Origin of the sequence: Leptospira sp. WS58.C1, assembly GCF_040833995.1 — a bacterium.
GTDB classification, from domain to species: domain Bacteria; phylum Spirochaetota; class Leptospiria; order Leptospirales; family Leptospiraceae; genus Leptospira_B; species Leptospira_B cinconiae.
The window spans coordinates 1,492,939-1,515,154 of record NZ_CP162137.1 but is presented as its reverse complement, the minus strand read 5'-3'; the positions used below and the strand labels follow the sequence as shown (position 1 = coordinate 1,515,154).

The following is a 22,216-nucleotide window of genomic DNA, read 5'->3' as shown; positions in this document are numbered from 1 at the left end:
TAACGAGATAGATAGGTATAATATTCTTATTTTTTAAAGATTAAATGGATATAAGAGGGCTTTACCTCTTGTTGAGAGAACTTCAAACCAAAATCCTCTTTTCTTTCCCTAAGTTTTTGATATAAAATTCCGCCGTTATACAACGCTTCTATTTCCAAAACAATCCCTTTATTCGGATCGGAGCCTAGTGTTTCGCTTACCCGATTGACTCCTTGAATGGTCCGAATGATCCCTTGCACATCCTTATCCAAGTATTCGTCGTAACTCAGTCCTTCTATTTTAATCCGGATCAGATTTCCAGGTTTCCATTTATTGGAGATCTGTTCCTTGATCTTAGGATAGGCTTTTTCGACTGATCTTTTGATGGATTCCTGGACACCGGTGTCCGGATTAATATGAGGAGAAACTCCGGAAGAATTATCCGCTGCTATGATCCGGGCGGTATTTACATCAAAAATTTTGAATCTAAGTACGGATTGATAAGAATGAAGCCTAGTGTCTTCTATCCTACCCAGGTCGGTGACATCGGTTTGACCCACGAGTAATATCTGAGCCTCGGACTCATTAGCTAAGGATAATATTTTCTCCTCAAAAGAATTTTCCGAAAAAGCCGCAGAGTCCATCTTCCCCTCTTTAAAAAGAACACGATAGAATTGTTTTTTATCCAAAAAGTCGAAATCCGTAAAGATCCGAATAAGCTCGTTTTCCGTGACCCCAACTTTCCCTTTTATGTTCGGTTTTCCTAATATTCTTTCTTCTATGAACACTAAAAACTTGGGTTTCCCAAGCTCTTTGTATCTTTCTTTCAAAGCGTCTTGGACCGCTTTTTGGTTCACTTTTCCTTTGGCATCGATTTCCAAAAGTCCGCTCGCCGACCTTCGAGTCGCACCTATTTTAGAATATTCTAATACAAAACCTTCCACGGAAGAATTAACGATACTTTCCTTTAATTTTCCACCGACAACTTGAGCGGATCCTTGTATTAATTCCCCCAGACCGTTTTCCAAAATTTTCCGTTTTGCGTTCAATTCCGCCTCTTCCTCATTTCGTCCTTGGACGTTCTGCACATATACGAACTCTTCTTTTGGATCTTTTACGGAGGAGAGGCAGGAAATCGAAAAAGTGCAGGATACTAGAAAGAAGAAGGAAACAGGGTTAAAGATATGGAATTTCATACGATCAAAGAGATATTTCAAAAAATTGGACCCGTTTCCAGCATCTTCGTTTCCTAAAGAATTATAGGAAGGCTTGGAAAATTAGTATTTAGCCCAGTTTGGTCTCGATCTGGATCGGATGAGTCAGCGTTTTGTGAACAGGACAAGCGTTTGCAACCTGCAAAAGCCTTTCTCTTTCTTGTTCGCTCAAATTTCCTTCCAGTTTTACGATCCTTTGGATCTCTGTATGATCTGTCCATTTTGTGAGATTCAGTTCCACAATCACTTCTTTCAGAGCCATTTTTTTTCTTTGTGCATACATTCGAATAGTAATATCAGTACAAGCTCCCAAGGAAAGAAGAAGGTATTCATGAGGAGAAGGTCCGAGATCCCCTCCACCATCTTCCTTGGATTCATCCGCGATTACTTCGTGGTTTTTACTTCGAAGGATTGTTTTGTAATTTTCGGGGGTACTAAGAACCGTAACTTCTATATCGCTCATAAGGTAAGAAGGATAGGAGATCCGCTTTTAAAAGCAATCCGAATATAGAAGATCACCGCTAGTGGTTCTTGAATTTCTCAGAGAAGAATTCACCCTTCTTCTCTGAGAAAAATTTCACTCAGATTTCCGAAACGAGAGCCGCTTCCGGTTCGTTTTTTACAGGAGCAGATTGTTTGGATTGAACGTATTCATTCACCTTATACATGATGGCTGCAGTTACCAAAATGGCCGTAATCACTACGTAACCCAGGTTCGGATAACCTTGGATATATCCGCTCGGTGTCTGGATGACGATCAGTCCAGCTGCGTAAGAAGCAATTCCTCCGGATAATTGTTGTAAAGAAGAACTGATCGCCATATAGGCTCCCCTATCTCTCAGCTCAGGCATGGCGGAATTCAACGCATTAGCAGAAATTACCCTTCCCGTTATCACGATGAATAATGCGGAATTGATCAGTATCACAAACCAGAGAGGAGAGATCCCCATTGACGTATAATAGAATAGGATCATACAGGTGATTAACGAAGAGTATAAAAATACAGAATACTTTCCGAATTTATCCGCCGCCCTACCGATCAAAGGTCCGGCCGCCATACTTACGATTCCCGTTACAAAATATACTAAAGGAAGATCTTCTAAAGAAATCCCTAAATTATGAACACTGAATGCGGAACCGAACGGCATAAGCATATATCCGCCAGTTGCCAAAAGCATTATCGCCAAAAATCCCGGAAGATAATTTGGATTCCCGGCGGTTACGACCAAATGTTTGATCGCCTTATTTTCCGTTTTTTCGCTCAAATGAGAAACGATAGGTTGCAGATTAAAAATTGCCGCAATTCCTACAAGGCCGCTGATAAGTGCGATCATCCAAAAAGGAGATTGCCATCCCCAAATATTAGAGAAAAATACACCGATCGGAAGACCGAAAACTTGGCTGGCTGCAAACGCCGTCATCACAAGCCCCATCACTCTTCCTCTAACTTCCAGAGGAAATAGATCCGCAATGATCGCAAAGCTGATAGAAGCTATGACGCCGCCGAAAAGTCCCGTTACTATTCTTGCAAAAAGTAAAAATTCATAATTCGGCGCAATTCCGCAAAGAACGGTCCCTAAAACAAAACCTCCGTAAAAAAATAGAAGCATCTTCTTACGATCGAATCTGTCCGCAAAACCCGCCGCCAATATCCCGGAAATCCCCGCGCTAAATGCATAAGCGGAAACCACTAGGCCGAACTTGGACGTGGAAATTTTCAGTTGTTCCATGACCTGAACTCCTAATGGAGATAAGATCATAAAATCAAGAACTACGGTAAATTGGATAAATGCCAATAATGCGACTACGAAGATTTGGTATTTACTAAACGTAAATTTCATATTTATTCCTTAAGATCATGATCTCAGAACGGACCCGGGGAAATTCATTCTAGCTTGTTTTAAAACGTTTCCCCACCAGTACAATTCATTCAATAATTTCTCCGCCGAAGAAGCGTAACGAAATTCCTCAGTAGGTCTTCCGTTATGGAACCTGGCATGAGCCCAATGAAAACTGACGCAGTCCCGAATGGTGGTCATTCTCAACTCGGCAAATACATTGCGAAGCTGCTCCACCGCTCTCAAACCGCCCGAACTTCCCCCGTAGGAAACGAATCCAAGAGGTTTTGCACTCCATTCCTCATGAAGCGAATCAATTGCCAACTTTAAATAAGCAGGATATCCGTGATTATACTCCGGTGTAATTACTACAAAAGTATCGGTTTCCGCTATTTTATCCGAAAATAAGGAAAGATCCGAATCCATATCCTTTGACATGTCCCAAGGAAGAGAAAATTCGGAAAGATCGATTAGATCCGTCTCAAATCGGTTATCTTGTCTTGCAATCTCTTCAAACCATTTTGCGACTGTCTCTCCAAATCTCCCCTTTCTAGTACTGCCTAATATAATTCCTAATCGTAAGTTCGTACCGGTATTGATCTTTTCTAATAACATTATAGGATACCCTTCTTCTTTTTGGTAATTATATTCTACAAGTTAAAGTGAACTTTAAGTAAATACCCAAGATCTGTTTTTTTCTCATTTTTTCGAAAAAAAACTGAAAATGTTTGTGTTTAGACTTCGTTTGAATAAAATCTAATACTAAAGTTCACTTTAAGTTTAAATTCAGGAGAATGTAGTGGATAAGGACGAGTATTTAAGTATCGGACAGGTATCCAAAAGAAGCGGGGTCGCCTCCTCCGCTTTACGTTTTTACGAAGAAAGAGGACTGATCCGTTCCGTGAGAGCAGGTTCCGGTCACAGACAATATCCTAGACATGTTTTGAGAAGGATCGCATTCATCGTATTTGCCCAAAGAGTAGGACTTTCCTTAGAGGAGATCGCCGCAGAAATCGCAAAACTTCCCGAAGATCATACTCCAAACGGACAGGACTGGTCCAAACTTTCCCGAACCTGGAGTTTACGTATCGAAGAAAAGATCGCGGAATTGCATAGATTAAAGAACGGTCTTTCTGTTTGTATAGGATGCGGTTGCCTTTCCCTTTTTACTTGTAAATTAGCCAACCCACAAGACAAATTGGGACGATACGGTAGCGGCCCCTTACGCTGGATGGGAAAATCGAAAAAACAAAATTAATCTTCATGGATCCGAGGCAACACTCGGATGAAAAAACGTGATAAACCGACAGGTGCCTTTCGGCACCGTAAAAAATTAGCCCTCAACTCTATCAGTTCTGGAAATGGAAGTTCTTCTGTATCCAGTAATAGGAAGAAGACTTTTACTTTCCCGACCCTGTTCTTTCAAGGGCGATTTTTGTAGAAGTGCCTACAAAAAATCGGCTCCCATTTCTCTCCATCTTTCTAAGTAAATTTATTATAATTCGCTTATTTTCCCCCATTTATTCTCTTTTTCTACTTAATTTGACAGTTTTCAGACTGATCCATATATGATTTTGAGTCCTAGAATCAATTTAGTCCTTTACCAGTTCTACACTCTTCCTTTTATTGGCTTTCATGCGTAGACAAAGGTCTAAGTCCCCAAAAAAGAGCAGAGTTCGGAACCTTCTCCCCTTTCTTTCCCGATTTTGCGTAAGAATCCTTTTTTTTACCGGGACCGTTTTATTCGCCCAAGAACCTAAGAACGTAGTACCTAAAAACTCGAAAGAAGAACCTCTCGTTAAAAGGCCTATCACCTCCGAAGGAGGAATTGTCGTGCAGGGGAAGAGAGACCAAAGGGACCGGGAAATTTTCAAAACTCCCGGGAGTATCTCCAGATTCAATGATCAGGATATCCAGGACACTGGGATCTCAAGGACCAACGATATAGACAAGCAGGTACCGAATTTTGCGATCATAGATTCAGGATCCAGAAATTTCACTTATTTTAATATTAGAGGAATGAGAAGTATCGCCTTCAGCGAACCTGCCGTCGGTATGATCGTGGATGGCGTTCCGCTAGCGGATAACGTAGCTTTGAATACGGAACTTTTCGGTTTGGACAGTATAGAGGTCCACAGAGGTTCGCAAGCCACTGTCTTCGGCAAAAATTTCCAAGGCGGCGTGGTGGAAATTAAAACCAAAAAGCCCAATAATCTTCCTCAAGGCAGATTTACAGCTGATTTAGGAAATTATAATAAAAGAGAATTTTCCTTCTTTTACAATACTCCGATCGTCAAAGATAAACTTTATATAGGAGTGTCAGGTAAATCCACCGAAAGGGACGGATATCTGAATAATATTACGGGATTCAATTACCCGAATAACCTCCTCTCCGATATTCCTATAGAATTTTATGCGACACATCCGGACGGCAGGAGCGGAAAAGCGGGAAGATTCAGGATTTTCTGGACTCCGAACGAGAACTTGGAAATCGATCTGCAAGCCAGTGCGGAAAGTTTTAACGACGGTTCTTTGAACATAGTCAATTATCTGGGATCCAAATCGGAAAGATTAAAAAGTGTTTATAAAGGATGTGCCGTAAGTCCGGAAAACTGCGACGAGAATATTAGAATTTTCATAAATAGAAGCAATGGAGCCCGAAAGGTTTATTGGGACTATGAAGGAACATCCAACGTTACAGGAAATACGTACTCCAGTAATATCAGCTACAAACTACCTTCGGCAGTATTTAGGACCGTTTCCAGTTTGAGAAAAATGGCCATAGACCCTTTGACGGTCGATTCCGATTTCACTAAGAACGCACAAAGTAAGGGCGAATATGTGGAACATACGACTACTCAGACCCACGAAGCTACTATTGAATCTACGGATAAAAAGGACCCTCTTCAGTTCAAGTTAGGCACTTTCTTTTACCATAGGATCTCTGATAGTACCAATACAAGGGAATATCTGAAAAACACATATACTTATCGGACGTTCTCCGGGTTGTATGCGCCTACAAGACAAACACATCATGCCAGAATAGAAGATCAAACTATCAGTCTGTTCACTCATAATAGTTATACATTCTTGGAAAAGTTTACGATCACCTTAGGATCCAGAATAGAGACCCAAAAGATAAAATTGGATCATAGCCAGGATGCAACCGGATTTTTACCGAATAATCCGTACGGAGATATACGTATTCTTTCTCCGGAATATAGAAGGGACGATTCCTACCAATACAACGTATCAAGATTAATATTCGATTATAAACCTAACGATTCTTTTATGATCTTTATCGGATTGAGCAGGGGATATAAAAATGCAGGTTACAGTACTGTAGTAAACCAATCTTCTCAAGCGGATTTTAAACCTGAAATTAATGATACGATAGAAGCGGGAATAAAATCCGAATATTTCAAACGTACCTTAGGTTTGAATTTCACTCATTTTTATACGGAAACGCAGGATTTTCAAGTAGTAAGAGCAATTTCCATCGCACAATCCGTGAACTTAAACGCGGAAAGAGTCACCATTAGAGGTGCGGAAATAGAAGCTTATGCAAAACCCTGGAAACCCCTTCGGCTAGGATTCTCCGCAGGTTACACCGAAGGTATATTCAATAAATTTTATGATCGTATCTTGGACAAGGACTTCGACGGAAAACAAGTCCATTTCATACCCAAATACGATATCGTAAGTTACTTACAATTCCGTTCCAATTGGGGCCTATTCTTTCGTTGGGAATTCCAAGCCGTCGGAAAAATGTTCTTTGCTGCGGATAATACCATTTATAGCAGCCCTTACGCGGTAACCAATCTGAAAGCGGGTTATGAAGGAGAGACCGTCTCAGCCTATATATACTGTAATAACGTATATGATAAGTATTATTTCACTTCCTACTTAGACGGAACCTTCCAGGCAGTTCCGGGAGCGCCTAGAACCTACGGATTCATTATAAACTATAAAATATAAGGATCAAATCCAGGAGATTCAAAATGAAAAGGATAATAAAATTGGTGCTGATCGTTCTAACGATTCACACTTTAAATTTTTGTAAAGAACTTGAGGGAGAAGAAAAATTGGATACGAACGGGATCCTACAGGTGCTCCTTTCCAAAAAAAATTCCGGAAGCGAAGGGGAAAACCTGGGACTTACGATTGCGTATAGCCATAGGTTCACAAGACCGAACGGAGAGATATTTTTCTGTAGAGAATATTCCACCGCATATTTGGAAAAAAAAGCGGAATGGGAAGAAGGCCTGGACGATTTTATCGCGGAAATGAAAACAGGGATCGATCTGGACCTTAAGATAGACCTAATCGACGGTCCTTGTGTGGTACCGAATAAAATAAGCGCTTGTATTTATGAAGGTGTAGACGGCATCAACGACCCGATCCCTTACGCATATTCCTATATCGGAGAACGTGAATATTTAGTCCCTGCAATGCAGTATTACGGATTTACTTCCACAACGGCAAAGGGGGCCTGCCAGGAAGCCGCAACGGCATCCGGTATCGGTTCCATATATAAATGTTACGTGGAAGGTCAGTGTTGGGAATAAAGATATATAAGATTTCTTTTATTCTTTAAATTATACGCCGGGATCTCCGGCGTTTCTTGATACCAGCCCTAAATACTCGAAAAATTTCAACGAATAACCTTTTCTTTTTTTCGAGAAGATTTCATTCTTTCTTTTGAGATCAATATCCCGATCCCGGTAAGAGATAATATCCCCGGAGCCAATCCTAAGATCACCCATAGTATTTTCGTAAATAACCCTCCAAAGGTCCCAAAATGTAAGGGGCGAAAAGAATCCAAGATAGAATGTATAAAATTTTCTTTTCGAAGCTCCCAAACTTTCAACAATTGGGAAGAACGAGAATCGAAAACCAAATAAGAACCGAATCTGCTCCGAAGAGGATGATCTTCGTTCTCCGTTCCATACAACACGACCGGGTCTCCTTCTTTGTGGTGAGGAAAAGAGATAAATCCAAGTTTGAATCCTGAGATCTTGGATTCGGCTCCTTCTATCATGGAATCGATCGAAATCGAATCATCCATAAATTTTCCCAACTGTTGGGAAGGAAATCCATCGATCAAAGTATTGACGGTCGTACTTAAACTCCACCAAGCCCCCGTAAAACCCAACATTAGATGAAAGACCAAAGTGAAAACTCCCGTTAACTTATGAAGGTCCGAAAAAAACGTACGAATGGATTCCAATGTCCTTAACCTGAAAAGATTTGCCCAAATATTTCGGTATAAAATGATACCGCTGATCCCTTGGAAAAAAAAGATAAGTCCCAAAAAACCGATCATCACGTAACCGGTATTTCCCAAAAGTAAGGTATAATGAAGATTCAACATCCAGCCGTAAAACGAATCGGAACGATCTTCCTTCAGCTTTCCTTTTACTTCTCCCCTATAAGGGTCCAATAGAATGACGGACTCCTCCTTAGTTTCGGAATCCGAAAAATGCACCCAAACCTGATCCGGCTGGTCGGGATTTTCCGGGATCAACCAACCTGCCAGTATATGAGAAGGGATCTGTTTTCTCAGTTCAGCCTTAAGAGAATCTATCGATCTTCTAGTCCCGAGAGATTCGATCTTGAACTCCGCCGGATCCAATAATTGATCAATCTCCCTTGCGAAAATCAAAAAGGAACCGGATAGTCCTACCAGAATCAGAAATACGGAACTGAAAATACCTAAAGAAGAATGTATTTGATAGAGTCTTTTTCGGCTCATTTTAGAAGGATCCAAGGTTTCATTGATCTATCCACAATAAGATATTAAGTCTCAATATCAATTAAAATACGATAAAAGGACGAATGCCTAAAGCTTAGGGGTTCCTACCTTAGATTTTAAGAGAATGTTTAGACAACCGAGTCTAAACAATCAAACATGGAGAGAGTGCCGAACGCAAAGCCCATTAAACTTTCGGAAAAGGAATTTACTAAAATTTCCAGGGCCCTTGCTGAGCCGCGGAGATTTCAACTCTTACAGTGTATCGGAGCTAACGAAAAACCTACCGCCTGCAGCACTCTGAATAAATCCCAAGATATTAGTCCCGCTACACTTTCCCACCATATTAAAGAATTAGAAAATGCAGGCCTGATAGAAACCTCTAAGGACGGCAAATTCGTGAATATCGTCCTAAGAAGAGACGTATTCAAGGCTTATTTGGACAAACTTTCCCAGCTATAGATCGAACCGACCGACGCACATTCCAACTTCATTATTTTCATAATTATCGAAATATCAAATTATTTCATAAACTAATACTTCGATGCTTGTCTAACTATAAAATTATTTGATCCGAATATTCAGGAGTGATCTTATGAGTCAGTTGAAAGGTAAAGTCGCGGTGGTAACAGGAGCTTCTAAAGGGATTGGGGCTAGTATCGCTAAAACATTGGGTTCCGCAGGCGCTTCCGTGGTGGTAAACTATTCTTCCAGCAAGGAAGGTGCGGATAAGGTTGTGGCAGAGATAGAAAAAAGCGGAGGCAAAGCGATCGCAGTGCAAGGCGATATGTCCAAATCTTCCGACGTAAAACGTTTGTTTTCAGAAACGAAGAAGGCGTTCGGTTCCGTGAATATTCTAGTGAATAATGCGGGTGTATTCGAGTTTGCACCGTTAGAAGCGGTGACAGAAGACCAGTTTCATAGACAGATGAATACCAACGTTCTAGGTCCGATCCTTGCTACACAGGAATCTCTAAATTATTTCGCTCCGGAAGGTGGATCTGTGATCAATATCAGTTCCATAGTGAGCGAGATCCCTGTTCCGAATTCCGTTGTGTATGCCTCGACGAAAGGTGCATTGGATACAGTTTCCCAAGTATTGGCATTGGAACTCAGTTCCAAAAAGATCCGAGTGAACACGATCGCACCGGGAGGTGTGGAAACGGAAGGAGCGCATAGAATCGGAATGGTAGGCAGCGAGATGGAAAAAGCGATCGTTTCCAAAACTCCTTTGGGAAGGCTGGGGCAACCTGAAGATATCGCGAAAGTCGCATTGTTCTTAGCTTCGGAAGATTCTTATTGGCTTACCGGAGAAAGGATCAGCGCATCCGGAGGTTATAGGTAATATCCCGAAATAGAAACGCGCCAGGGATTGCAGCGGGGGACTTGGACTTTTTATTATATATTCCTTTTTTTTGATATAGTATAATTTAAAAGTCCAAGGACCGAAGCGGAAAGCCCGGTCCCGCCAAAGGTGGGAGGCGCCAAAGCCTTCCTTTAGATGATTAGTTTGTGATTTAAACCATAAAATTCGAGTGGATCACTTATGTTGGAGTTCCTAATCATGCCTTATGAACTATTTGCGGGAACCTATCCAATTAAAAAACGGCAGAGCCGAATGTATCAAAATACAAACTAACGATCAGAATTCTTTGACAAGAGAGAATATGATAGAATTGGAAAATATCTTGGCCGAGATCGACAAGGACGATAATATCCGTGCCGTCCTTTTGAGTTCCGACAATCCTAAATTTTTTTCCAATGGAATCGATGCGGAGAATATTCTAAATACCCCCAGAGAAAAACTCACCGCAGAGATGGGCCAGATCGTGATCCTGTTTGGTAAACTTTTGAGTTTCGGAAAACCGTTGATTGCAGAAGTTACCGGTTATGCGATGGGAGGCGGCGCTGTTATGACTCTTGCTTGCGATTTCAAATTTATGTTAGAAGGTAAGGCAAGGATCGCATTTACCGAGGTTCTTGTTGGACTTCCTCTTCCGATCAGTTTCGTTGATAAATTAAAGATCACCGTTAAATCGGAATATCTAAACGAAGTTTGTCTTTTAGGAACCGCTTATAAGGCGGGAGAAGCGAAGGAAATTTCTTTGATCAATGAAACTGCCGAAAATAAGGAAGATTTGCGCAAACTTGTGCTGAAAAAATTGGATGAAGTTATGGCGATCGCTCCCAGCGCTTATAGAAGGACCAAGGCCGCGATCAACAAAGAGATCAATGACAAATTCGAATCCCAATTGGAATTTACCAAAAGTAGTTTCGAAGATCCGAAAGTTGTGGCAAATTTGTTGGAAGCGATGAGCGCTTTAAAGGAAAAAAGAAGACCGAAACTCGCTTAAATATTCGATTTTCTTAAATTTGGATCCTATACGTTTCTAAACTTCCGAAGGTCCAAACCCCTAAAAATTTAGGGAATAGGTCCTTCGGAAAATTTGCATCCACCAGATTACTTCCGAATTCGCTTCCTGTGCTCCCCGAGATAATCGTATTTGCGGAACTTGCGCTTGTCGCAAGATACCCGGAACCGAAACTATGAAAAATATAAGTGCGCCCAGACAACGCAACTCCATCCGGATAGAAATATGCTCCCGCCAATAGATCTCCCAGCCCGTCTCCATTTATATCCGAGATCATTACGGCATTACCGAAAGCATGATTAGAAGATTGCCCATCAATTAGATTTACGGAACCGTTTGAAACCTGGGTCCCATCGCTTAAATTTATATAAACTCTTCCTTGCGTAGCGGAATAACTAGTGGCGCCTGTAGCAAAGTCGTCATATCCATCTCCGTTTACATCTCCCATCGCTATCGACATTCCCACAGCGCTGAAAGAGAAACCGCTGACTATAGTATTTGCACTCGTTGCCGCAGCGACGGTAATCCCACTTGTAGTTCCGGTGCTATTGAATACATAACTTCTTCCAAAAAAACCGCTGTACTGAGGAGCGCCTACAGCCAGATCCGCATATCCATCTCCGTTTACATCTCCCGTATAGATACGAATCCCAAAATTACTCGTAGTCTCTCCAACTATAACAGTATTTGCTAATGTATATGAATTTACCGTAACTCCCGCAGATCCACTACTATGGAAGATCCAAACTCCTCCGGCGGAAGCCGAGTATGCATTTCCTCCGACGATCAGATCCGAAAAGCCGTCTCCATTAATATCTCCAAGGCCGATCCCACAGGCAAAATTACTTCCGCCTGGACCTGAAATAGTATTCCCTGCGGTGGAGGAGATCCCTCCGGATCCGGTACTATAATAAATAAATGCGAGTCCGGAAAATCCGGAAACACGATACGCGCCATTGGCTAGATCATCGTATCCATCCCCATTCACATCCCCTAATGAGATCGCATAACCGAATTCGTTTGAACCTGTATAAGTTAAGATCCGGTTTGCACCCGCGGCCGTATTCGCAACAATACCGGAAGTACTTCCGTGAAATATATAAGTGATCCCTTGTAAACCTGAATAATCGGAAGCTCCGATCGCCAGATCTCCGAAACCGTCTCCGTTTACATCTCCCATCGCGGAAGTGTATCCCATTCTTCCTTGTCCTGTGATAGAATGGTCCGCCGCGCTCGTGGTTGTCGCTGCCACCCCGGAAGCTCCACCGTTAAAAATATAAGCCACTCCCATTCCGGAAGCAGCTCCAGGAGCCATGACGACTACGTCGGCATAACCGTCCCCGTTAAGATCTCGATTATATCCTTTCCTAATATTCAGGCTTAAGACTGTGGAAACATTTGCACTCGAATCCACACTTCTAATATTGATCGAATGTAAAGAACCATGTCTCCAGGTGGAGGAACCGGTAGGCAACGCAAAACTCCAACTAGTCGTTCCTGTCGCGGCAGTATAAGTCCCTCCATCGATACTAATCTGCACGACGGAGACCAAGATATCATCTGAAGAAGTTCCTTTTAGAAATCCAGTTTCTACTGTAGGCCTTCCGGAACTAGGAAGATTTGTGATCGTGACGGTAGGAGCCGTTATATCGGTAGGCGGAGGAGAGATACTTGCATCTACACAGGTATCGCCGGCAACTAAACAAGCGATCTGGGCTTCAAGCATTGCTTCGAAGGCGAGATTCATGGATTGAAACGAGCAGGATCCAAAAAAGAAAAAGAGAAAAGCTGAAGCCCCGTAGCGGATTTTTTTTTGCAAAAATAAAACAGGCGAGTTAAGATTTTCCGTAAGTCTTTTATAAAAAAGAAAATTACCGGTAGTTAGTTTCGGAAATATTCGCACCAAAAAATATTTACATTTAATCGTAGGATGTATTACAACTCATTTATAATATTTTAAAAATCAAATTGAAATTTTTGAAAAACTCTTCTCCCTCATTCGAGGGATCTTCGAAAATTATCCGGTTTTCCTTTTCGACTTGGGATACCTTTATTCCTTAATTTCCTAAGATCGTAAACATTAGATATTTATTATATTTCACCAAGGTAAAAAATTTCAAACGGGGAAAATCAAATTACAACAAATGTTCTTTCCTTCAAACAAAATCCGAAGTAAACTTACGAGTCGAATGGTTGAAAACCGCTTGGGCAGAAACTGAATTTTTTTTCTTAAATTCTTACTTTTTTCATACTTAGGTATTTACCTAAGTTTATTTCTATGCTATAGTTAGGCAAGTGCCTAAGTATAGCAACAGTCTGGATCATATGTTTCATGCTCTGGGGGACCCTACAAGAAGGTCCATTTTAGAACGTTTGAGCATGGGGCCTGCGACAGTCGGAGAATTGGCGGAACCCTTCAAAATGGCTCTTCCTTCTTTGATGCAACATTTGGGTGTGTTGGAAGATTGTTCTCTTGTTCGTTCCGAAAAAGTGGGCCGGGTAAGGACTTATAAACTTACCCAAGAGACCATGAAAGCGGGAGAAGATTGGTTCGTTAGACAACGCACCCTCTGGGACAGAAGGCTAAACCAACTGGACAGTTACTTACTTGAAATGAAGGAGAAAGAAAATGGCAAAAACTAATTATTACCAACCGGACCCAAAAACAGATCTTGTTCTGGAAAGGATCGTAGACGTTCCAAGAGAACTGGTTTGGAAAGCATGGACCACTCCGGAACATATCCTGAAATGGTTTACCCCTGCCCCTTGGAAAACCGTAGATTGTGAGATCGATCTTAGACCGGGCGGGATCTTCCGCACTACTATGTTGTCTCCGGAAGGACAAGAATTCCCGAATAACGGTTGTTTTTTGGATATAGTTGAAAACGAAAAGCTTGTATTCACCGATATTTTCGAGCCGGGTTTTAAACCTACAGCCAGCGGCGGATTTTTTACCGCGATCCTTACATTAGAAAAACATGGTAATGGAACCAAGTATCACGTCCTTGCCCGTCATAAAGACGAAGAAACTAGAAAAAAACACGAAGAGATGGGTTTCCACGAGGGATGGAACGCGGCTCTTGACCAATTGGTAGAGCTCATGAAAGCGGTTCACTAAGATCATAACTTGCGGAAGATCGACTAAGATCGAGAACATTCTTTCGGTTTTAGTTGATCTTTATATTAATCTAAAGCGCTATTTTATACGTTGCATGGCATCGAACACAATTTTGGGTGAGTTTATCCAATTCTTTCAGGATCATTTTAGGTTCTTTCTTTTGTCTTAGATCTTCTGCGATCTTATCGAATTGATCATGAGTTCCGAATCCTAATTGTTTGAATTCGATCGGTAATTTCAGAAGGATCGTTTTTTCCTCGTCTTCCAGTTTTTTTACCATTTCCATTCCACTGGCAGAAGCAGCCAATTCCGCCTTTTTATAATCATCTTCAGCCAACGCGGAAACGATCCCATTCACGGAAGCAAGTAATCCCCTCATCTCTGTTAGGACTAAATTTCTCTCTTGCGGATTCAGGTGGATCGCAACCCTTCCGTCTATGGATTCGGATACATTTCCTGAAAAGAAAAAATACAAAAAGATAGAAGCGGAGATCCCCCATAATACTAAAGAGATCAACCCTAAGGGAATTTTTTTCACAATTTACTCCATTCCATAAACATTAATTATTACTAATACACTTTGCGGGTTTCAGGTTCAGCGGACCAGTTTGATAAAAAAATCGGTTAGGGCTTCCGGCAATTCTTTCGGGTTCGGCAAGATCCTATAGGATTCTTTTCCGAGCATTGCGGGAAGGTATTGTTTCGCACTTTTATCAATAGCAAGTGCAAAAACTCCCACATTCGATCTTTCACATTCTTGGATCGCTTTTTTTACGTCTTCTATTCCATATTTTCCTTCGTACCGATCGTAATCATTCGGCTTGCCGTCCGTCAAAAGAAGGATCCAACGTTTTTGGGTTTTTTCCGTTTGGATCAATGAGAGTGAATGTCGTATTGCAAGTCCAATCCTGGTATAACCTTTGGCTTCCATAAGCCCGATCCTTTCTCTGGATCTCTCCCAAGGTTCATCAAAACTCTTTATATTAGAATAATCGCAATGATTTCTGGTATTGGAATAAAACGAATCTATTCTAAAACGGTCCCCGAATTCGGAGCAGATCTGTCCGAATAATACCAAAGAAGTCTTTTCCACATCCAAGATCCTTTGGTTAGTCACATAAGAATCCGTGGATAAACTCATATCCGCAAGTAGAAGTATAGAAACTTCTCTCAGTCTTTTTCTATCCGATAAATATACATTTTCACTAGGGGTCTGTCCACAAGACAGATCCGAAAAATATTGGAGAGCGGCATCCAGATCCAAATCCTCTCCGTAAGGTTGTCTTTTTAGAGAAGTTTTGAGATTATAGAATCGATTCATTCTGGAACGAAGCGAATTTAATGTGCTGTGATTCTCTTGGAAAATTTTTTGTGCAAAGCCGCGGTTCCCATCCGGGAATTTTTTATGAAATACCTTACAATGATCTTTTCTATATTTCCTTTTTTTAAAGTCCCATTCATCGTAAGAGATCGGATTTTCTTCAGAGCGACCATTCTCCACTTCTCCTGCAAATAGTCCCGAGAAAAGATCAGTCCTAAAAACGGAATGTGTGGGTTCGTTAGAACGGGCCGTATGCCTAAGATCCAGTTCTCGGATGGCTTCTTCTTGTTCCGATAAAGTATCAGATCCGTCAAAGTCCCGCCAATTTCCTTGGAACTCCTCTGCGGTCTCCACCTTTTCGAATTGGTGCATTAAAGTATAATCTTCTTGGGATTTCAAATCCGCCCGGATGGTCTCTATTCTTTCTCTCGCTACACCTTCTATTTCTGTTTCGATCTTATCGTTTTCTGTTTTCTGAGTGAATAATTCTTGAGAAGAGATCTGATTTTCTAATTTAGAGATAGAAGAAGACATCCAGATCCCATGCAGTAAGGAAAGATCTTCTGCCAAATCCTTATTTTTTATTACAGATCTCTGGAATTCTTTCTCTGTGTTTTCCACGGACTCAATCAGTGATTTTGCTTCCGGATAATTTTTTTCTAAACTTGCAAGTACCTGCGGGTATGTTCGGGAAGCCGCTTTTAAGGATTCTTCTCTATTCTTATTTTCTCCCTTCTTCCAATAAAATCCTAATTTTCTTTGCTCCGAAATATAAAGTATTCTGAATATATAAAATTGAAGATTGGAAGATATATCCGGTCCATGAGAATAGGACCCAGGCAAAAAGAAGACCTGATCCTTGAACCCTCCTTCTTTTTCTGCGGGAAATATTTCTATATTTTCCCCAGTCAAAGACTTTGCCAAAACAGAAAGTCTGGGCTTAAATTCGGAGAGTTTTACAATTTTATAATTTAAGGATGGATCTTCTTCGGAAGAGAAAATTTCTCGGACCGTATTATAGGTTTTTTTGAATATGAATTCTTCCCAACCCATATCAGATCATCAAAGAGACCAGATCTTTTAAGGAACGTATCGTATCCGGATCGTCGCTTAATGGTTGCACTATCGCAACTTCGCAGGACAAACGAGAAGGTAAACCGGTCGAGATCAATTTTGCGGCGTCTACAAGTAGTCTTGTAGAACAAGATTCCAATAATCCTAACTCGGTCAGATTTCGGATCTTCTCCGCTAACTTTACAAGTTTAGAAGAGATAGAAGAGGAAATTCCAGTTTCCCGACACAAGATCTCGCTTTCAGTTTCCGGATCCGGATAATCGAATTGGATGGAGATAAATCTTTGTCTTGTGGAAGGTTTTAATTCCTTCCAACCTCTTTGGTAACCCGGGTTATAAGAAGCGACCAGAACGAAAGAATCCGGAGCTTTCAGATTTTCATTCTTTCTATCTATAAAAATTTCCCGTCTATGATCCGTCAAAGGATGGATGGAAACGATCGTATCCGGTCTTGCCTCGGCTATTTCATCTATATATAATATTCCTCCGGACCGAACGCTCCTTGTCAAGGGCCCGTCCTGCCAAACAGTTTCCGAACCTTGGATCAAAAACCTTCCGAGTAGATCCACTGCGGAGGTTTCCTCATGACAAGAAACACTCGTCATAGGAAGTCCCAATTTAGAAGCCATATATTCCACAAAACGGGTCTTACCGCAACCTGTAGGACCCTTTAGCAGAATCGGAAGTTTATTCTTATAAGCGTGCTCGAATATTTCTATTTCCCGACCGATCGGCCTATAATAAGGAAGTTCGCCTTCTTTCGGATACATTCCATTTTTATGATCTGTTTTAGGATCTACGAGCAAGAGAAATCTCTCCGGAAGCCTGCTCCGCACCCAAGGCCTCGTCTGTAGGAGTTCCAAAACGTACGAAGTTTATGATAAAAGCAATAATCCCCGAGGTAAATACAAGCGCTGCAAGTACCAAACCTAAGAAGTGGACTTGGATCTCTTTTTGTACGGTCAAAAAGTCTAGCCCTAGTTTTCTTTCCAAATAAACCTGCGCGATACCCGCAACCGCAAATGCCCCGGTCATTCCAAGCATTCCTATATTAGAAGCCCAGAACGCGAAAAGCCCTGTAGGATTATTCCAAAGTTTTCTGCCCGTAAGTAAAGGCATTGCATATGTTAAGATCGCAAACACGATCATCGCATAAGCCCCCCAGAATGCGAGGTGGCCGTGCATAGCGGTGATCAACGTTCCATGAGTGTATAAGTTTACCTGAGGAAGAGTATGAGCAAATCCTAAAAAGCCCGCTCCCACGAAAGACATGACTGCACTTCCGATGGTCCAGAAAAGAGCGATCGTATTCGGATGGTTCCTTCCGCTTTTTCTATACATGGAGATTGCAAACATTGCCATAGCAAGAAATGCAAGAGGTTCCAACATAGAGAAAAATCCGCCTACCCATTTCCAATATTCAGGAACTCCAATATAATAATAATGGTGTCCTGTTCCCAAGATCCCGGAAAGGAAAGTCAAACCCACAATCACATACAACCATTTTTCTATAACTTCTCTGTCCACCCCCGTAAGTTTGATCAGAAGGAAAGAAAGGATACCTCCCATGATCAATTCCCAAACCCCTTCTACCCAAAGATGGACTACCCACCAACGGAAATAGGAGTCTAGAGTTTGGCTATTGAATTGGATCATTCCGGGAAGATACAAAAGCGCCGCGGAAAAAAGACCAAAATACAATACGAGAGAAGTTGTAGTATATCGTTTCCCTTTCCAAACAGTCATTCCTATATTAAAAAGGAATAATAGAACGTTAACTACCACAAGATAATCCAAAGGACGAGGGATCTCTAAAAACTTTCTTCCTTCCCAGAAATTCAAATGGAATCCGATGATGGACACTACTCCCACGATGATGAGTGAGATGAGCTGGATATAAGCAAGTTTTACGGAATAGATCTCTCTGTCGGATTCGTCAGGAATAATATAATGCGCTGCACCCATAAAACCTGTCAGTAACCAAACTACCAATAGATTCGTATGTGTAGCCCTGGCGGCATTGAACGGTATCCAATCATGCAGAACATCGAAGCCCATTCTCGCGAATCCCATCACGAATCCATAAACTATTTGCAAGGACAATAAGAGCATACAGGTAGCAAAGAACCAATACGCAATTTTTTGAGACTTATACTTCATAAAGAAACCGTTATATTCTAATCCTATTTGTTTATTTCAACTGGGAGAGATATGAGGACAGATCCTTGATCTCGCTATCGCTTAGCGGAAGTTTAGGCATTGCGGTTCCCGGTTTGATCTTTTGCGGGTCTTTTAGCCAATTTTGAAGATAAGCGATATCGTATTTTTTTCCGACAGAGTCCAAAGCAGGCCCCACATTCCCTCCTGAACCTGCAACGGAATGGCATGCAGTGCAGATCTGTTTGAACTTTTCCGGTTGGGCGACTGTGGCGGAATCGGCGTTTATGATCTGGGTAGAAGATCTATATTCCGGTTTAGGAGGAAAACCTTTTAGATCCAACTCCCCGTTCCATTTCAAAAACGCGATAATATCCGAGATCTGAGAGTCCGAAAAATCGTACTTCACCATTTTTCTTTCTCCAGGATACATCGCCTGAGGATCTTTCAGGAAAACGCGGATCCATTCTGGCCCTCTTCTCTCATACACCTTTGTCAATTCAGGCGCGTAATACGCTCCTTCTCCCAAGATCGTATGACATCCCATACAATTATTCTTTTCCCAAAGCTCTTTGCCTCGGATCACTTCTTCGCTTAAAGTTTTAGAAGAAGGAGCAGAATAAACGTACTTTAAGGAATCGTAAGTTAGTAACAGAAAAACCGCGGAGAATAAAAAAGTCCCGACCAGGAAAAATAATTTCGCCTGAAATTTTGTAAGCATGCCTTAATCCTTATCTCAAAAAAACCGCGAGCTCGCGGGAAACAGTGATTTAGAAATCGGGAGTATTCTGGGTGATGGTTCAAAAAATTTCCTTGATATAGATCAAGCGAGTTTAGAAAAATTTTTAGATCTTTTGGCTTGAATTATTTACGAAAACTTACATAAAACAATCGTTATGGCTAAAATGTTAAGCGTTCAAACAGGTGATCATTGGGCCGAAATTCAAAGAGAATTCACATATGAACTTTCATCTATCGGCATCAGAAAAAAGATCCTAAAAGGCGAAGTGGTTTTCGGAGAAAGAGATCCTTACGACGGATTTTTTGAGATCGTATCAGGTATCTTTAAAGTGTATTCCTTGTCCCAGGACGGAAAAGAAGCCATCTTAAAAGTATTTTATCCGGGAGAATTGATCGCTTCTCATCCGATCTTTCAACCGCAAGAGCCATGTTTTTATCCCGCATTCTGCGAGGCCTTAAAGGATGGAGAATTGATCTATTATCCTAAAAGAGAATTCACCTCCTTCTTATTCGAAAATAATAAAGCGCTTTATTTATTTTCAGCGGTTACCATCCAGCATCTGAATTATTTCAGAAAAAAATTGGTAGAGAATCTTCACCTCTCCGTAAAAGACAGGATCTTAAATTTTTTAAAAGAATGCGGGGCCTCTCAGAAATTTATCACACTTCCCATCACTAAAAATCAATTGGCCTCGTTGATCGGCACCACCCCCGAATCGGTAAGCAGGGCGTTTAGATCCCTTTTGGACGAGTGTATTCTGGAGGAAAAAGATTCTTCTTATCGGATACTAAAAGAGAATCGATCCAAACTACCCCATGAATTCCCGGCTTTGAGGCAATAACCTCTCGGCTTAGGGTCATTTTTCGGCTTGACCCGACAATAGTGCATACACACCATTTGGACAGAAGACATGAAAAACAGACCTTCCACTTCCGAACTCAAAAAAATAGGACTATCCTGCTTGAACGTAAGTTTAAGAAGGACTGCAAGATTAATTACTTCCTATTATGATTCCATACTCAAACCTTCCGGGCTAAGGATCACACAATTCAGCATATTAGTAGGAATAGGACACGAAGAAGAATGTAGTATCACGGATCTTTCCAGGCTCACCGACATAGACAGGACCACCCTGCAAAGAAGTTTAGAGATCTTAAAACGGGATGGTCTGATCAAGATCGAAAAAAAAGAGGCCGGGAATATCCGAAATCTTTCCCTCACTAAAAAGGGAGAATCCAAATTATCGGAAGCAATTCTACTTTGGCAGGAAGCGCAAACAGAGATAACTAAATCATTAGGAAAACCTAAATTCCAAGAAACCTTAAGGATACTCTCTGAAGTCAGAAAAATCCCGGTATTGGAAACCTATAACCAAGTCTAAGAATGTAGAACGAATTTGAATATTTTATCGGCATAATAGTGTATATACAATATATAAGGAGACAAAATGGTAGTCATAGTAGACGGGGCAAGGACCCCTTTTGGAAAGTTCGGCGGAGGATTAAAAGAATATAGTTCCTCCGACTTGGCGGTGATCACAGCCAAAGAGACCGTACGTAAAACAGGAGTGGACCCTACTAAAATAGAGGAATCTATTTATGGAAATGTAATACAGGATAATAAGGACTCCGCATATCTTTCCAGACATATCTCTCTCAGATCGGGACTTTCAGAACAATCCAGCGCACTCACCGTAAATCGACTTTGCGGTTCCGGATTAGAAAGTATCCTGATAGGCGCGCGTAAAATTCTCTCCAAAGAAAACAGCCTTATCCTCGCCGGAGGGACAGAATCCATGAGTAACGCTCCATTCGTATTAAAAGGAGCCAGATGGGGAAACAAGTACGGGGATGCCATCGCAGAAGATAGATTAGCCCAAAGTCTCACGGATTGTTTTGTGGACCTGACCATGGGGATGACTGCCGAGAATATCTCCCAACATTTTAAAATTTCCAGATCGGAACAAGACGAATGGGCTGGAATTTCACAAGTTCGAGCGGAGAAGGCCACAAAGAGCGGAACCTTCTCCTCCGAAATGATATCCGTCCAAACCGGAGGCAAAAAATCCGTATTACTCGAAAAAGACGAACAGATCCGAGGAGAAGAATGTGTGGTCCAATTGAAAAATCTACCCACAGCATTTTTGAAAGATGGAACTGTCACTGCGGGAAATGCTTCCGGGATCAACGATGGAGCCGCCTCGATTCTACTTGCCTCGGAAGATTGGGCAAAAACGAATGGGACCAAACCTTTAGCGTCTATATTAGGTTATTCGAATGTCGGTTGCGATCCTAAAATGATGGGCCTTGGTCCTGTGTTTGCCATCCCGAAGGCTCTCCAAAATGCGGGACTGAATTTGAAAGATATAGATCTATTCGAGATCAACGAGGCATATGCTTCCCAAACCTTGGCAGTGATCGGAGAATTGGGATTAGATCCGGAAAGAACAAACGTAAACGGAGGAGCAATCGCGATCGGCCATCCACTCGGAGCAAGCGGGACCAGAGTGACATTGGCGCTTGCTTATGAACTCAAACGTAGAAATCTAAGATACGGAGTGGCCTCTCTTTGTATAGGAGGAGGACAAGGTATCGCAATCGTATTAGAAAATTACGAATCTAGAAAATAGCCCGCTTAGATCGGAGGAGAT

General features: G+C 41.5%; 22 protein-coding genes. 11 read left to right on the top strand and 11 right to left on the bottom strand.

Annotated elements, in window-relative coordinates:
- Positions 1 to 26: 26 nt before the first annotated feature.
- The 4 genes from AB3N61_RS06870 to AB3N61_RS06855 form a co-directional block, all read right to left on the bottom strand.
- The gene (locus AB3N61_RS06870) at positions 27 to 1,175 is read right to left on the bottom strand and encodes a hypothetical protein (protein WP_367898866.1); all 1,149 of its coding nucleotides are present in this window, start codon (positions 1,173 to 1,175) and stop codon (positions 27 to 29) included.
- An 88-nt stretch (positions 1,176 to 1,263) separates the two neighbouring features.
- Positions 1,264 to 1,656 (bottom strand): OsmC family protein, encoded by a 393-nt coding sequence (locus AB3N61_RS06865; RefSeq protein ID WP_367898865.1) that lies wholly within the window; start codon positions 1,654 to 1,656, stop codon positions 1,264 to 1,266.
- A 118-nt stretch (positions 1,657 to 1,774) separates the two neighbouring features.
- Positions 1,775 to 3,034 (bottom strand): MFS transporter, encoded by a 1,260-nt coding sequence (locus AB3N61_RS06860; protein WP_020768288.1) that lies wholly within the window; start codon positions 3,032 to 3,034, stop codon positions 1,775 to 1,777.
- A 15-nt stretch (positions 3,035 to 3,049) separates the two neighbouring features.
- The gene (locus tag AB3N61_RS06855; RefSeq protein ID WP_020768080.1) at positions 3,050 to 3,646 is read right to left on the bottom strand and encodes an NADPH-dependent FMN reductase; all 597 of its coding nucleotides are present in this window, start codon (positions 3,644 to 3,646) and stop codon (positions 3,050 to 3,052) included.
- A gap of 184 nt (positions 3,647 to 3,830) precedes the next feature.
- On the opposite strand from AB3N61_RS06855, the gene soxR reads away from it, so the two are divergent.
- The 3 genes from soxR (at position 3,831) to AB3N61_RS06840 (ending at position 7,599) form a co-directional block, all read left to right on the top strand.
- On the top strand, positions 3,831 to 4,289 hold the full coding sequence (gene soxR / locus AB3N61_RS06850; protein WP_020768002.1) for a redox-sensitive transcriptional activator SoxR: 459 nt from the start codon (positions 3,831 to 3,833) through the stop codon (positions 4,287 to 4,289).
- Between the two features lie 377 nt (positions 4,290 to 4,666).
- Positions 4,667 to 7,009 carry a TonB-dependent receptor gene (locus AB3N61_RS06845; protein ID WP_367898864.1) on the top strand — a complete coding sequence of 781 codons (2,343 nt, stop codon included), beginning with the start codon at positions 4,667 to 4,669 and terminating at the stop codon, positions 7,007 to 7,009.
- A 23-nt stretch (positions 7,010 to 7,032) separates the two neighbouring features.
- Positions 7,033 to 7,599 (top strand): LIC_11695 family lipoprotein, encoded by a 567-nt coding sequence (locus AB3N61_RS06840; protein WP_020768293.1) that lies wholly within the window; start codon positions 7,033 to 7,035, stop codon positions 7,597 to 7,599.
- 86 nt (positions 7,600 to 7,685) lie between these two features.
- Here the strand turns inward: AB3N61_RS06840 and AB3N61_RS06835 are convergent, their stop codons facing one another.
- A complete protein-coding gene (locus AB3N61_RS06835) occupies positions 7,686 to 8,786 on the bottom strand; it encodes a PepSY-associated TM helix domain-containing protein (protein ID WP_367898863.1) in 1,101 nt (366 codons plus the stop codon).
- A 156-nt stretch (positions 8,787 to 8,942) separates the two neighbouring features.
- Here AB3N61_RS06835 and AB3N61_RS06830 point away from each other — a divergent pair, with 156 nt between their 5' ends.
- The 3 genes from AB3N61_RS06830 to AB3N61_RS06820 all read left to right on the top strand — a co-directional run bounded on the left by AB3N61_RS06830 (position 8,943) and on the right by AB3N61_RS06820 (position 11,137).
- Positions 8,943 to 9,245 (top strand): ArsR/SmtB family transcription factor, encoded by a 303-nt coding sequence (locus tag AB3N61_RS06830; protein WP_367898862.1) that lies wholly within the window; start codon positions 8,943 to 8,945, stop codon positions 9,243 to 9,245.
- Positions 9,246 to 9,378: 133 nt separating this feature from the next.
- Positions 9,379 to 10,128, top strand: coding sequence for an SDR family NAD(P)-dependent oxidoreductase (locus AB3N61_RS06825; protein WP_367898861.1), 750 nt, complete (start codon positions 9,379 to 9,381; stop codon positions 10,126 to 10,128).
- Positions 10,129 to 10,354: 226 nt separating this feature from the next.
- Positions 10,355 to 11,137: an enoyl-CoA hydratase/isomerase family protein gene (locus tag AB3N61_RS06820; protein WP_367898860.1), complete on the top strand. Its 783-nt coding sequence runs from the start codon at positions 10,355 to 10,357 to the stop codon at positions 11,135 to 11,137.
- A 13-nt stretch (positions 11,138 to 11,150) separates the two neighbouring features.
- Here AB3N61_RS06820 and AB3N61_RS06815 read toward each other — a convergent pair whose 3' ends face one another.
- Positions 11,151 to 12,902: an FG-GAP-like repeat-containing protein gene (locus AB3N61_RS06815; RefSeq protein ID WP_367898859.1), complete on the bottom strand. Its 1,752-nt coding sequence runs from the start codon at positions 12,900 to 12,902 to the stop codon at positions 11,151 to 11,153.
- A 548-nt stretch (positions 12,903 to 13,450) separates the two neighbouring features.
- Between AB3N61_RS06815 and AB3N61_RS06810 the strand changes: the two genes are divergently transcribed.
- Complete coding sequence (locus AB3N61_RS06810) at positions 13,451 to 13,798, top strand: ArsR/SmtB family transcription factor (RefSeq protein ID WP_367898858.1); 348 nt, start codon at positions 13,451 to 13,453, stop codon at positions 13,796 to 13,798.
- Entirely contained in the window at positions 13,785 to 14,273 is a 489-nt protein-coding gene (locus AB3N61_RS06805) for an SRPBCC family protein (RefSeq protein ID WP_367898857.1), read from the top strand. The genes AB3N61_RS06810 and AB3N61_RS06805 overlap by 14 nt, the downstream gene beginning before the upstream one ends.
- Before the next feature lie 70 nt (positions 14,274 to 14,343).
- Here the strand turns inward: AB3N61_RS06805 and AB3N61_RS06800 are convergent, their stop codons facing one another.
- From AB3N61_RS06800 to AB3N61_RS06780, 5 genes are read right to left on the bottom strand one after another with little or no spacing between them, the layout of a single operon-like run.
- Positions 14,344 to 14,811, bottom strand: coding sequence for a hypothetical protein (locus AB3N61_RS06800; protein ID WP_367898856.1), 468 nt, complete (start codon positions 14,809 to 14,811; stop codon positions 14,344 to 14,346).
- Positions 14,812 to 14,868: 57 nt separating this feature from the next.
- Positions 14,869 to 16,647 carry a nitric oxide reductase activation protein NorD gene (locus AB3N61_RS06795; RefSeq protein ID WP_367898855.1) on the bottom strand — a complete coding sequence of 593 codons (1,779 nt, stop codon included), beginning with the start codon at positions 16,645 to 16,647 and terminating at the stop codon, positions 14,869 to 14,871.
- Position 16,648: 1 nt separating this feature from the next.
- Complete coding sequence (locus tag AB3N61_RS06790; RefSeq protein WP_020768502.1) at positions 16,649 to 17,473, bottom strand: CbbQ/NirQ/NorQ/GpvN family protein; 825 nt, start codon at positions 17,471 to 17,473, stop codon at positions 16,649 to 16,651.
- Entirely contained in the window at positions 17,457 to 18,827 is a 1,371-nt protein-coding gene (locus tag AB3N61_RS06785; RefSeq protein ID WP_020768215.1) for a cbb3-type cytochrome c oxidase subunit I, read from the bottom strand. The genes AB3N61_RS06790 and AB3N61_RS06785 overlap by 17 nt, the downstream gene beginning before the upstream one ends.
- 31 nt (positions 18,828 to 18,858) lie before the next feature.
- Positions 18,859 to 19,545 (bottom strand): c-type cytochrome, encoded by a 687-nt coding sequence (locus AB3N61_RS06780; protein ID WP_367898854.1) that lies wholly within the window; start codon positions 19,543 to 19,545, stop codon positions 18,859 to 18,861.
- A gap of 184 nt (positions 19,546 to 19,729) precedes the next feature.
- On the opposite strand from AB3N61_RS06780, the gene AB3N61_RS06775 reads away from it, so the two are divergent.
- The 3 genes from AB3N61_RS06775 (at position 19,730) to AB3N61_RS06765 (ending at position 22,195) form a co-directional block, all read left to right on the top strand.
- Positions 19,730 to 20,407, top strand: coding sequence for a Crp/Fnr family transcriptional regulator (locus AB3N61_RS06775; RefSeq protein WP_367899069.1), 678 nt, complete (start codon positions 19,730 to 19,732; stop codon positions 20,405 to 20,407).
- 69 nt (positions 20,408 to 20,476) lie between these two features.
- Complete coding sequence (locus AB3N61_RS06770) at positions 20,477 to 20,947, top strand: MarR family winged helix-turn-helix transcriptional regulator (protein ID WP_020768105.1); 471 nt, start codon at positions 20,477 to 20,479, stop codon at positions 20,945 to 20,947.
- A 66-nt stretch (positions 20,948 to 21,013) separates the two neighbouring features.
- A complete protein-coding gene (locus AB3N61_RS06765) occupies positions 21,014 to 22,195 on the top strand; it encodes a thiolase family protein (RefSeq protein ID WP_367898853.1) in 1,182 nt (393 codons plus the stop codon).
- The last annotated feature ends 21 nt before the right edge of the window (positions 22,196 to 22,216 follow it).